Origin of the sequence: Novosphingobium sp. IK01 (assembly GCF_033242265.1) — a bacterium.
GTDB lineage: Bacteria > Pseudomonadota > Alphaproteobacteria > Sphingomonadales > Sphingomonadaceae > Novosphingobium > Novosphingobium pituita.
In genome coordinates this window covers 1-11,842 of sequence record NZ_BTFW01000002.1, presented here as the reverse complement: position 1 = coordinate 11,842, position 11,842 = coordinate 1, and the positions used below count along the sequence as shown (strand labels likewise).

Here is an 11,842-nt window from a genome sequence, read left to right as displayed (position 1 = left end):
TTACTTCCTCTTACTCGCTCGCAGCCGATTGGCGGTCGTCCGCGACAGCGAGCTTTTCCTGCTTGAGTTCGGCCAGTTGTAGTCTGGCCGCGCGCAGCTCGGCGTTGATCGCCACGCGCTTGTTAAACTGCTTCTCCCGATTGAGGCGAAGGGTGATGCGCTCGACCTCGCGCGTCTTCGCGCGGATCGCCTCCATCCTAGCCACTCGGGCCTGAATGCCCTCGTCAGAGGCGACCTGAGCCGGCATCAGTGAGGTAAGGATTTGCTCATAAAGGCTGGCGAGATTCAGTGCGATCGGCAGAGGCTGGCGAAGGGGCCCATCATCCATCCACACGGTCTCGAAATACTCGCTTAGCACCCATTTGGTGGAGTCTGCCTCGCTTGGCCGCTTGAACGCCGCGACCACTTTGCTCCTACCAGACCAACTCAGCTCAAAAATCAGGGGGAACGGAATGGCACGATCAATGGCGCGCAGAACGTCCAAATCCAGCTCGGCTTTTCGCAAGCTGATGCTGAAGACCTGGATTTCCGACACCGAGCGATTGGCGGCTAGATTGATGGTCTCGGGTGCGAGCTTGAACTTCCACACGATCTGGTCGACCTGCGTGATGAACAGGTCTTTCAGAGCAGTGCTAGCGCCCGCGTGTTCGTAGATCTTGTTTTTGGGTACAACACGGCCGAATGCCGCCCCCTTGGGGTAATCGAAGAGGGCCGTCATTCGGTGGCCTCTTCGATCACAAGGAAGGAGATCAGCTCAAAGTCATCAAGGCCCGCGATGGTGTGGACCAGGGCGGAGGTCCGACCGCCGCTGAACAGGCTGTCGAGGTCTTTTTCCTCTTTCACGTCGATCATGGATCGGATTGCGGTACTCAACAGGTTTGAATGCTGGTCCATCTTGCGACCATCCTGCGTCCGTTCGTTGAACAGTCGGCATACCTTGGCCACTGGTTCAGAAAGGCCCTTGCAGCTCATCCGGATCAGATCGAGCAGGCGTTTCACCTGCGTGTGGTCGACGACAATCTCGCCATCGTTGCCGATATAGACGAGATAGTAGGGGTGCAGCCGGTTCTGCTGATTGACGTTCACGCTGTCATGGATGTTCCGCAGTGCAAACATCACGCCTGGGATCAGGCCAAGTTTGGCATTGGCCGGCACGACGGCGTGCATGCCATTCGGTAAGTTATCCAGATCGCCATTGACTTTGATGTAGTTCAGCAAATCCATCCGGAAATCATTGAGCCCGAGGTCGGTGATGGAGATGCCGGTCCGCACATCCTCGAGCTCGATCACTTCGTCCTGAAGGCGCTGAAGCTGCTCTTTGCGATATGCGATGTCGCTGCTTTTGGCCGTCAAGACGTTGTCGTCGCCGGTGGCGGTGACATCAGCGATCATCATGCGATTTTCAACACGCTCTTTCAGATTGATGTATTCATCCAGCGAAATGTCCGGCCAATAATTGACCAACTGAATCTGGCTGTTTGGCGAGCCGATGCGGTCGATGCGACCAAAGCGCTGGATGATCCGCACCGGGTTCCAGTGAATGTCGTAATTTACCAAGTAGTCGCAATCCTGAAGGTTCTGGCCTTCCGAAATGCAGTCTGTGCCGATCAAGATGTCGAGTTCTTCCGGTTCTTCCGGCAGGATCAGGTGCTTCTCCTTGGACCTTGGCGAAAACAGCGTGAGCACGGACTGGAAGTCATAGGCCTTCTTCAACGTAGTTTTCGGTGCGTCTGACCCGGTTACCTTGCCCGTGTGGATGCCGTTGGACTTCAACAGAGCTGGCGCCAAATTGGCATAGAGGTAGTTGGCCGTGTCGGCGAAGGCCGTGAAAATGATGACCTTCCGGTTACCTGGATTGAGCGGCTCGGCGAGTTTCTTGGCGATGATGCCCTTCAAATGCTGGAGCTTGGCGTCATCGCCGGGACCGACTAGTTCCATCGAAGCGGTGAGTTCACGGATGAGGAACAGGTCGGCTTCCAGGTCGTGCTTCCATGAAGGCACGTCCATGTCTGCCAAGCTGATTTGCACCTTTTTGCCGACCGTGAACTCGCCGACACCGCCGATGTCATCGTCCTCGTCGTCCATTGAAACATCGGCCAGATAGTCGCTGACCGTTTGAGAGCCGCCAGATCGCTCAAATTCGGCAATGGCATCCAGGGTTCGGATGATGTTGCTGCTGAGGGCGCGCAGCGTGAGGCGGAACGCCTCGACGGAGCTTTCAAGCCGCTTCAGCAGGTTGGTCGTCATCAGTGCCTGCAAGCTGCGCTCGCGGTCGGCCTGACGGAGCTTGCCGCGGCCACCTTCGACCTGGGTGTCGTATATCTCTTCGTATTTCGCGAGGCGGCTCGGCAAAATGTAACCGATCGGCGCGTACACGGCGAGCTTAAGCACCGAAAGCCGAGCAAAGATGTCATTGAGGCCCAGCACATCTGATCGATGGGTGATCGGGCACTGGTACGAATCCGGCTTGCGCCGCTGCGGAAACTTGCCGATGTCTTTGGTGTCGTAGAAGGTCTCGATATGCTTGCGTGAGCGGGCGATCGTCACCGCATCAAGCAACTCGAAAAAGTCAAAATCCAGCGCCTTGAGGATGGCGGCCGCTGTCCGCTCCTCGGCCGGCAACTCACTCCAGGCGTTGAAGGCCTTTTGCGCGCGCCGAAAAATCTCCTCGACCCCCGTGTTCGATTTCAGATTGCGGCTGAGCGATTCCGATTCCCCCTCGTAGGCAAGGGCAAGCTGATTACGCAGGTCGTTGAAGCGGTTGTTGACCGGGGTCGCAGACAGCATGAGAACCTTGGTTTTCACGCCATCACGGATCACCTTGTTCATCAGCTTCTGATAGCGGGTTTCCCGATCCTTATAGACGTCGTTGTTCCGGAAATTATGGGATTCGTCGATCACGACCAAATCATAGTTGCCCCAATTCACCCGATTGAGCGGGATGCCGAACGACTCTCCTGAGGTTCGGGAGAGATCGGTGTGGCAAAGTACATCGTAGTTGAGCCGGTCCTTTGCAAAAATATTGGTCTTGAGGTTAGTGTTGTAGTTGCGCCAGTTGTCTGCCAGCTTCTTGGGACATAGCACCAGGACAGATCGATTGCGCAGTTCGTAGTATTTTATGACTGCAAGAGCGGTGAAGGTTTTGCCCAATCCGACGCTGTCGGCGAGAATGCAGCCATTGTGCGTTTCCAGCTTGTTGATGATGCCAGTCACGGCATCGCGCTGGTAGTTGAATAGCTTATTCCAGACTTGGCTGTCCTTGTAGCCAGTCAGATCATTCGGCAGCGCATCCTGATCTAAATCCTCAAGGAAGTCATTGAAAATGTTATACAGTATCTGAAAATACAAGCGCTCAGGCGAGTTTTCCTGATAGACGGACTCGATATGGTCGCAGATTGCGGACGTGACGTCCTTCACCTTTTCCGCGTCATTCCAGATTTGGTTGAAGAGCTGGAGATAGACATCCGTGTGACTGGGATCGTCAACTCGGGTAACCAGGTTGGAAACCGCGCTGCCCTTTTGATAGCCGAGGTCGACGGCCGTGAAGCCACTGATTGGCATGTAGGCGACCCCACCGCCGTCGACGCTAGCATGCACGAACTGCTGCATGGCGGCGCTGGTCGAATTCGACTTGAATCGTGCCTTCTTCCTGATCCAATCCGCACATTCCCGCGCTATGGCGCGCTGGGTCAGCTTGTTGCGGAGCTGAATCTCGAATTCCGTCCCGTACAGGCTGGCCTCACCGGTCGCCTTCGGGATGAAAAACTCTCGGCGCTCCTTGCGCAACCGGTCGGTGACCTCTGTTGGCACAAACGTCGGCGAGGTGAAAATGAACTGGATGCTGTCTACCTTGGAGAGCTCTGATCGCAAGGCCTCAAATGCGTAAATCGAAAAGCAGGACGCGGCGATCTTGAGCCGTGCACCTTTCCCAAGCGTTGCCTTGAGATCGTCACCGAGCAGCTGCGATGTATTGTCTATAATTTTCATCTCAGCCCCACAAACAAGAAAGCGGTGCAGCGGCAAGTCGGTCGCCAAACGGTACTACGTCGGTGCTATCATAAAGCACGACTCCATAGGCAAAACGATCCTTGCACGCTTCTGCCAGTGTCCGCAGGCCACCAAAATCAGTCGCCTTGACCGTGGCCGAGGCTTTGATCTCGATCCCCACGATCATGCCGTCATCGCGTTCGAGGACTATATCCACCTCCCGCATTTGCTGGTCGCGGAAGTGGTATGGTGTCAGTCTCAGATCCGATACCGTCATCAATTTCATGACTTCGGCGAACACGAAGCTCTCTAGCAGCGAGCCAAAGACCTCGCGGCTTGCCTTGACTCGATCAAAATTCAACCCTCGTGCTGTTGCCAGTAGGCCTGGGTCAAGGAAATGCAGTTTCGGCGTTTTGACGATGCGCTTCAAGGCATTGGTGTACCAAGGTTGCAGTGTCGCAACGAGGAACACCTGCTCGAGCAGGGCGACATATCGCTGACCAGTTTTGTAGCTGACGTTGATGCTGGAACCGAGTTGCGAAAAGTTGATCAACTGCCCTGAATGCTCAGCCAGCAGTCGGACAAATTTCGGCAACTCCGCGATTTTTTCGATCTCGGCGATGTCCCGTAAATCCCGGGTCAGAACCGATGTCAGATAGGAACGAGACCAATCTTGACGGCGGCGTTCGCTCTCGCGCGCAATCGCCTCGGGATACCCGCCGAGCAGCGCGAGATGTACAAGATCGTTGCCCACAATGGCGTGTCGATCGCTTTGCAGTTTGCCTTCAAACAAACGCTCAAGGAAGGTCGATTGGGTACGTTCGATCTCCGCTCTGGAAAGCGGAAGCATGTGCAGAGTTTCCATGCGACCGGCCAAACTGTCGGCGACTCGCGGAAGGGTCAGAACGTTAGCTGAACCAGTGAGCAGGAAGCGGCCGGGACGGTAGTCATCGTCGATAGATTTTTTGATGGCAAGGAGAAGGTCAGGTGCGCGCTGGACCTCATCGATAATCGCTTTATCAAGCCCGCGAATGAAGCCACTGGGATCGATGCGGGCAGCTTCCAGGGCCGTCTGATCATCGAGGGTGATGTAGGTGCGCTCAGCCTCGCCCATTTTTCTGACGAGAGTTGTTTTCCCGGCACGTCGAGGTCCAGTGACTAAAACCACAGGGGTATCCGACAAGGCTTCTTTGACCCGATTTTCCACAAAACGCGCGTACATACCTGCTCCTATCCCACAGGTCTATCTCGGGTGATAATTAGAAGTCAATATGCGGAAAATTAGGATTCTTGCCTCAGACAAATAGAAGGGTGGTGACGTGGCCCTCTGATTTTCCACCAAGCTTGATTGGAGTCCGCCCAATGGAAGGGCCGACGAATGAAGCAAGCAAGCTTCACGGAAGAGCAGATCATCGGTGTGCTGAAAGAACAGGAGGCGGGAGCGAAGACCGTCGACCTGGCTCGGCGCCACGGTGTATCGGAAGCGATGATCTATAACTGGAAGGCCAAGCATGGCGGCCTGGAGGTAGGCTGGAAGGCGGATAGGATTTATTTCCCGTCCGACGGATGCGCGTCGACCGTGTAACCGAACAAGGTTGCCGCCCTCTGTTCGGCGGGCAGTGCCAGGGCGGCGTCGATCGCCGCCCTGTTCAGCCTGTGTTTGATGGTCGTGCTTGTTGAGGTCGTCGGTGATCCGGGGGCGCTATCGACACTATCTTCTCCCTCGGCCGCTGCGATGACGCGCAGGCTGTTCGTGGCGGCTGTCGGATCGGGACGGATGGTCGGCATGGTGGGGGCGGCGATTTGGGTCAGCGCCACCATGTCCTTTTCCTCGTAGAAGCGGATCTTGCGCCCATAGACCGGCGGAATCCCGAGGCGCAGGACGATCATGTCCTTTTCCGGCAGTTGCATCAGTTCCTGCGGCAGCAGGAGAGGGCGCCGCTGGTCGGAATCTGAAACAGATCCGCCGCCGCGCCCCCAAGTTCCCATTGAGCGCGATCTTGCGCGAAAGGTATAGGTGCCGAGCCTTTCGGAAATCTCGCGTGCATCGGCAGTGGTGGCGGGCCGCATCACCATCTGGACACCGCAGTTGGCCTCGATTTCGGTGGCGACTTTAGGGCCATAGACGTTTTCGAGCTGCGCACCGTTCTGGATGACGGGGAGGAGCCGGATGCCGTAGCCCGCCACATAGCTGAAGCCGTTGGCAATGACCGAGGCGCGGCCAAGACGCGGAAATTCGTCGAGCAGGAGCAGCAAGCGGACCTGGTGCCGATCGCCAGAGGGAAGCTCGCGCACGTTGAGGTCGATGAGCTGTTGGAACAGGAGGTTGTAGATCGGGGCGACGCGATCAAGATCGTCCGGGGAGACGCCCAGATAGAGCGAGATCCGCTCTTCGCGGAAGGAGCGCAGATCAAAGTCGCTCTCGGCCGTCGCCGCATCGACATAGGGGTTGAGCCAGAGATTGATCTTGGCCGTGACGGACTGTCGGATCGAGGTGAACGTGTTGTCCGAGGCCGTGAACCAGTCGCGCAGCGCTGAAACACACGCCCCCGAAAGTGGTTTTCCCGCTGCCTCACGCTGACGGATGATGCGGGGAAATCGTCGCTTGGCATCGCCGGCGGCAAACTGGCGATAGACCTCGCCCATAGTGAAGGGGAGAGCATCATCCCCGTCATCAGCGGTTGCCGCGACATAGGCCGCAACACCCAGAAATGCTGTCCGCGCGCTTTCGGCCCAGAAGCTGTCCCCGGTCTGGGGCGGGGGAAACAGCATGGCGCCGATCTTCTGAAGCTCGTTGATGACATCGACCTCATCCCGGCGGTCGATATGGCTGAACGGGTTGTAACGGCAGGTGCGCCCGGCGGCGTCGAGCGGGTTGAAGAGCAGGGTGGTTTGCCGCAGATTTTTGAGCCGAAAGCCAGCGGTGGCGTCCCAGTTTTCCTGCTTAACGTCGAGCACGACCACTGAATCAGGCCATTGCAGCAGGTTCGGGATGACGACGCCCACGCCCTTGCCAGCACGGGTCGGGGCTTCGAGCAGGACATGCTCGGTTCCGCCAAAGCGGAGGAACTGGCCCGAGATACGGCCCAGCAGAATGCCGGCATCCTCCATCAGCTTGGCCTTGCGCACCTCGCCGATCTGCGCCCATCGCGCCTCGCCGTGGAGCTTTTGCTGTCGGAACATCGAGGACGTGATGCCGACCAGGCTGACCATGAAGGAGAGGGCGAAGCCGCCAAGAAACGGTTTCCACACGATCGGCGCCGTGCGCAACGCCCATAGCGCGCCGGGCACGCGCGCCCATGGCGTGTGGGCGGAGAGCAGATGCGCTTGCCACAGCACCGCAAGGGCGCCGACGCCCATGCTGACGATCAGGCCGACGAGGAGGAGGAAGGCCAGTGCTGCTGGTTGCGAGGCTGCCGGATTGCGCACCATCTTGCCGGTCATGTCGAGAACTTCTCCGTCAATCGTGGGGCTTGCCGACCGGATCGAACCACACTTCGGTCATGCGATAGCGGGCGGGTTTCCCGTCGCCGGGGGGAAGGCGGTGCATCTGGACGACAATATCGACCAGCGAGCGCAGCAGGGCGCGGATGTCATGACGGTCGAGATCGTTGCCGCCCTCGGATTCCTTGACGAGGAGGGTGAGCTGTTCGAGCGCGCCCTCGGCGCTGTTTGCGTGGACCGTGGTGATCGAGCCGGGATGACCGCTGTTGACGTTGCGAAGGTAGAAGAAGGCCGTGCCGTCGCGCAGTTCCTGCAACAGAATGCGATCGGGGCGCATACGCAGAGCGGATTCCAGCAGCTCCTTAGCCCCGGCCTTCTGCAAGCTCTTTCCGTCCTTGGCATACATCATGTGGACGTGGTTGCGCTGGGGCACGACCAGTTCGCGGGTATCTTCAATCGTCAGGATACGCTCATAGTCGGGGATCAGCTTGATGAGCCCCTTGGAAAGGCTCGTCTTGCCCGACCCCGTAGCCCCGGAAATCAGAATGTTTTTCCGGGCCTCAACGGCGATGCGGAAGAAGGCTTTCCAGTCGCCGGCATCGCGGTGGCGCAGAAGCGCAGCATCGACCTCCTCGCTGGCGCCATAGGCGCGCACCTCGCTGAACAGGCCCGCCCGGTCAAAATCGTCAATATCCATGGTGACACCGGAAGCCTTGCGGATCGTGATCGACACGAAACCACGCTCGACGGCGGGCGGGATGACGATCTGGGCGCGCTCGCCGCCGGGCAGGACGGAGGAGCAGATGGGGTACTCTGTCGTGATGTCCTGTTTGGTGAGGCCAGCGATCAGTTTGGCAAGCGTCATCAAGGAGGCGTGATCGAGGGAGGGGGCCTCATGCCATTCCCAACCCTTGCGCGTTTCAACCCCGATCCAGCCTGGCTCGTTGATGACCAGCTCGGTTACGTCGTCGCGGGCGAGGAAAGGCGCGAGCGGCGCGGCGTTGTGCTGATAGATCGTCGTGCCTGCGTTAGACATGGCCTACCGCCTGAGCTGCACATCATAGACCGACCGGAAATCGAAGTCCTTGGCGACGAAGATCGCGGCGGTGTCGCCCTGATTTTTCTTGAGGATCGGGCGAATGCTCATGGTGCTCTGAAGGATGGTCTGGCCCATGGTCGAGGGGACCTGCGTGGTATAGGTGCCCTGGCCCGCGACCGCCCGGCCCGCGATGTTTGAGGCGTCTTCGAGCACCGACATCATGAGGGCAGCGCCAAAACGCGCCCAGAACTGCGTGTCGATGCCGCCGGTGACGCCTGCGCGGCCGAGGCTGTCGGCGGCGGGTGAGCCGAGATCGATGGCTACCCCGCGCGGCGTCAGCGCCCGCGTCCACAGCACGAACATGCGCGCTTGGCCCTGTGTGATGCCGCCCGAATATTGGCCCAGCACCTTGGTCCCCTTGTCGAGCAGGACCACTCGGCCATTTTCCGAAAACACGTCATGGTTCACGACGCAGGAGACATAACCGGCCTGGGTCGAGTTAATCGCGGTTTGAAGCGTGCAGGGGATCACTGTGCCAGCGCTTAGCAGAAAACTGCGATCAGGGATGAGGCTGGCGCGGACAGTCTGGATCGTGGCGTGGCCGAGCTGGTCGCTGAAATCGCTGGGGCCTTTGCCTGCTGCCAGCTTGCCGTCCGCATCGGTGCTTGGCGGCCCGAAGCCGCTGGCGCCAAAATTCTGCGGGGCGACCGCTGATTGGCCCTGCGGCTGCGTTCCTGGCTGTCCGGCTCCGACCGGGGCTGCGCCAGAGGCAATCCCGCTGCCGCCGAAAGCCATGATCGGCGAGCGGCGTGCCGCATCCGCCATGGCGCGCGCCTGCTGCGCGCGCGTTTGCGCTGGCGTCTGCTGGCCGCTCGTCGGGATCGGATTGCCATTCACATCGGTTGGCTGCTGGCCGGGTGTCGCGGCGACGGGCCTGCCGAAGATGTCGGTCGCCGGGGCTCCGCGTTGTCCGAGCTGACCGGCCAGCGCCGCGCGCTGCGCGTTGGGAGAGGCCATGACATCAGCCACGGCCCGGTCGCTGGCCTTCGCAGGTTGCTCGGCCGCTTTCGAGCTGGCCGGGTGGTGGAAGGTCGCGTAGCCGATGGTGATGCCGCCGATCGCGCCAACAAGCGCGACCCCGGCACCCAGCAGGGCGATGTTGCCCCATCCGCCACCCTTGGCGCTGGCGCTGCCGAGAGGCGCCGAGCGGATCGCATCGCCGTCGGCATGACTGGCGCCGACATTGCCACCTCGGTCGAGGATAGGTTCGGCCATGTTATTGCCCCTTTACTTTGCGTTCGACGACATTGGAGACGGTGCCGGTCCTGTCGCCGCGATCGTTGCGCGGAGCGCCTTCGTTGTAGACGCAAAGGACCATGTTGCCGCGCCGCAGACGGAGCTGGCGATAGACGGCATGGACGACGACGAAATCCTCGCGCACATCATAGGGCACGATCGTCTCTGTCCCGTCCACGTCCACGGCAAAGATCGATGGAATGTCGGCATGGCCGGGATAGCGCAGGACCGTGAACTCGCCATTGTCCGAAATCTCGGTGGGCTGAAGCGCTGCATTGCCCTGCACCGTGTAATTCATGTTGCGGGCGCCCTCGATGACGGCATGGTCAAGAGCCGCAGTGACAATGCCGCTCTCAACGGACTTGGCGGCCTGCGCGGTGGCCATTTGGGCCTGAAGCGCGGCGGCTGCCCGCTCTTCCTTGGGGTAATGGAAGCGGATGCCATACATGGCCGCACCGCCGCCCAGCACCAGGTTGAAATGGTAGGTGCGCGGGCTTCCGTTGGCGTTGGTGACGACGATGAGGTTTGTGCCTCCCGCCTTCTCGCGCGGCTTCAGAAATACGATGTTGCCGACAGGGGCGATCTGCCACGAGATCGTGTCGCCGAGCGCGGCCTGCGTCACGGTTTCTCCCGGCCCGAACTGAATTTCGATGGCGTGGCGAAACTGGCCGACGACCGACACGACCTGATCGGGGTCGTAATCCACATTGCGGACCCGCGCATCCTTGGCGCCGGGGGAGGGTGTCTGTGCCGCAAAGACAGGGGGCGGCGCCAGGGTGACTGCGATGGTCCCGACCAGAGAAAGGGTGACGAGCCTGTGCCAGATCGCGCCCAGCCCACGCCACAGGCGGCTCTTGGCCCCGGCTTCGGTCACGGCCAGCGCGGTGCCAGGGGGCGAGAGGCGCTGCTCCGGTTTTCGGCGCAGGACGGGGAGGAAAGGGATGACCTTGGTGTCTTGTGGTTGATCGCCAGGTGGGGCCGTTTCGGGGAGCTTGCTCATGTCAGGCCTCCGGATCGCTGCGGTAGTTCACCACCTGAAAGCCGAGCGGATTGATGACACGATCCTTCTCGTGCTCGGGCGCGGTGGTGTATTTGAAGGTGAGGATGGCGTTCCAGTTCTGCGCTACGGCTGCGTTCTGGCCCATCGTGATGATCTTGCTGAAGCGCACTTGGGCCACGGTCGGGCTCAGATAGCTGATCGAGCGGATTGTGATCGAGACAAAGCCGCCATCGCCATAGACGTTGGATGGCGCGTTCTTGTTGCCGGATTCCACCGAGGCCAGATAGCGCCCCGCTTCAGCCTGTTCGCTCATGAGCATGACAGTATAGGCGTTCTCGCGGGCGGCATTGTTGAGCCAGCCTTCGCGCAGGCGGACATATTGGGCGATGAAGTAGCGGTTGACCGCATCGTCATAAGAGCGGGGCTGAGGGCCTTTGAGCGCCGTGACGATCTCGGTTTCGCCTGTGCTTCGATCAACCCGGATGACATAGGGCACCACGGTCTTGAGCGGCGCCAGCAGGGCGACCGCGCCGACAGATACAACCGCCAGCAGGCAGGCGCCGCCCGCAACCATCCAGGCGACGCGCCGCGACTGGACCGCCGCGCGCATCCGGTCATATTCCCAGCTACGGGCGCTTTCGAGATAGCGTTCCTTGTCCTCGGCCTTCACCACGTTCATGGCTCAAATCCCTTCGTCAACATTGGGAGTAGGACAACGCAATGTCCCGCGTGGAGGTACGGGGCGTTGGGCGCGGGGTGTTCATCGCGCCGTGCTTATGTCCGCCCTTTACGGTCGGGGCTGTCGCGGGGGCGTCAGCAGGCGGATCGCCGACAGGTGGCGCGACCAGCGATTGGCCCCCGCTCTGGGATGGCGGAACAGGCAATGGCAGGCTTGGCAGGATCGAGCCGTAAACATTGGCCGGGCGACGATGCTTGCCGTCGCAGACGGGCGGCGGCTTTATGTGAGTCCCGGTGCATCCGCTGAGCACAGATGCGCTCAACGCCACGAAAATCAGCCGTTTCATCGGTTCTGTCCCTAACTGTCCGCGTCTGCGGAGATCTTTGGAAGCCGTGGG

General features: G+C 60.0%; 8 protein-coding genes and 1 pseudogene. 1 reads left to right on the top strand and 8 read right to left on the bottom strand.

Going from position 1 to position 11,842, the window contains the following annotated elements:
• Nucleotides 1-10 precede the first annotated feature (10 nt).
• From SBI20_RS16345 to SBI20_RS16335, 3 genes are read right to left on the bottom strand one after another with little or no spacing between them, the layout of a single operon-like run.
• On the bottom strand, nucleotides 11-718 hold the full coding sequence (locus SBI20_RS16345) for a DUF4391 domain-containing protein (protein WP_317976176.1): 708 nt from the start codon (nucleotides 716-718) through the stop codon (nucleotides 11-13).
• Nucleotides 715-4,035 (bottom strand): helicase-related protein, encoded by a 3,321-nt coding sequence (locus tag SBI20_RS16340; protein ID WP_317976175.1) that lies wholly within the window; start codon nucleotides 4,033-4,035, stop codon nucleotides 715-717. The genes SBI20_RS16345 and SBI20_RS16340 overlap by 4 nt, the downstream gene beginning before the upstream one ends.
• On the bottom strand, nucleotides 3,989-5,209 hold the full coding sequence (locus SBI20_RS16335; protein ID WP_317976174.1) for an ATP-binding protein: 1,221 nt from the start codon (nucleotides 5,207-5,209) through the stop codon (nucleotides 3,989-3,991). Before SBI20_RS16335 ends, SBI20_RS16340 begins: the two co-directional genes overlap by 47 nt.
• Nucleotides 5,210-5,365: 156 nt before the next feature.
• Here SBI20_RS16335 and SBI20_RS16330 point away from each other — a divergent pair.
• A pseudogene (locus SBI20_RS16330) lies at nucleotides 5,366-5,515 on the top strand (transposase); the annotation flags it as partial.
• A gap of 20 nt (nucleotides 5,516-5,535) precedes the next feature.
• Here SBI20_RS16330 and SBI20_RS16325 read toward each other — a convergent pair.
• The 5 genes from SBI20_RS16325 to SBI20_RS16305 are packed head-to-tail and all read right to left on the bottom strand — an operon-like array spanning nucleotide 5,536 to nucleotide 11,445.
• A complete protein-coding gene (locus SBI20_RS16325) occupies nucleotides 5,536-7,431 on the bottom strand; it encodes a type IV secretory system conjugative DNA transfer family protein (RefSeq protein WP_317976173.1) in 1,896 nt (631 codons plus the stop codon).
• A gap of 16 nt (nucleotides 7,432-7,447) precedes the next feature.
• The gene (gene virB11 / locus SBI20_RS16320; protein ID WP_317976172.1) at nucleotides 7,448-8,467 is read right to left on the bottom strand and encodes a P-type DNA transfer ATPase VirB11; all 1,020 of its coding nucleotides are present in this window, start codon (nucleotides 8,465-8,467) and stop codon (nucleotides 7,448-7,450) included.
• A 3-nt stretch (nucleotides 8,468-8,470) separates the two neighbouring features.
• The gene (gene virB10, locus SBI20_RS16315; RefSeq protein ID WP_317976171.1) at nucleotides 8,471-9,745 is read right to left on the bottom strand and encodes a type IV secretion system protein VirB10; all 1,275 of its coding nucleotides are present in this window, start codon (nucleotides 9,743-9,745) and stop codon (nucleotides 8,471-8,473) included.
• A 1-nt stretch (nucleotide 9,746) separates the two neighbouring features.
• On the bottom strand, nucleotides 9,747-10,766 hold the full coding sequence (locus tag SBI20_RS16310; RefSeq protein ID WP_317976170.1) for a TrbG/VirB9 family P-type conjugative transfer protein: 1,020 nt from the start codon (nucleotides 10,764-10,766) through the stop codon (nucleotides 9,747-9,749).
• Nucleotide 10,767: 1 nt separating this feature from the next.
• Nucleotides 10,768-11,445 carry a VirB8 family type IV secretion system protein gene (locus tag SBI20_RS16305; RefSeq protein ID WP_317976169.1) on the bottom strand — a complete coding sequence of 226 codons (678 nt, stop codon included), beginning with the start codon at nucleotides 11,443-11,445 and terminating at the stop codon, nucleotides 10,768-10,770.
• Nucleotides 11,446-11,842: the final 397 nt, after the last annotated feature.

What these genes read in the sequence shown, in the direction of transcription:
- SBI20_RS16345 (WP_317976176.1), bottom strand. Translation starts at nt 718, where the DNA reads ATGACGGCCCTCTTCGATTACCCCAAGGGGGCGGCATTCGGCCGTGTT.
- virB10 (WP_317976171.1), bottom strand. Translation starts at nt 9,745, where the DNA reads ATGGCCGAACCTATCCTCGACCGAGGTGGCAATGTCGGCGCCAGTCAT.
- SBI20_RS16335 (WP_317976174.1), bottom strand. Translation starts at nt 5,209, where the DNA reads ATGTACGCGCGTTTTGTGGAAAATCGGGTCAAAGAAGCCTTGTCGGAT.
- SBI20_RS16310 (WP_317976170.1), bottom strand. Translation starts at nt 10,766, where the DNA reads ATGAGCAAGCTCCCCGAAACGGCCCCACCTGGCGATCAACCACAAGAC.
- virB11 (WP_317976172.1), bottom strand. Translation starts at nt 8,467, where the DNA reads ATGTCTAACGCAGGCACGACGATCTATCAGCACAACGCCGCGCCGCTC.
- SBI20_RS16325 (WP_317976173.1), bottom strand. Translation starts at nt 7,431, where the DNA reads ATGACCGGCAAGATGGTGCGCAATCCGGCAGCCTCGCAACCAGCAGCA.
- SBI20_RS16305 (WP_317976169.1), bottom strand. Translation starts at nt 11,445, where the DNA reads ATGAACGTGGTGAAGGCCGAGGACAAGGAACGCTATCTCGAAAGCGCC.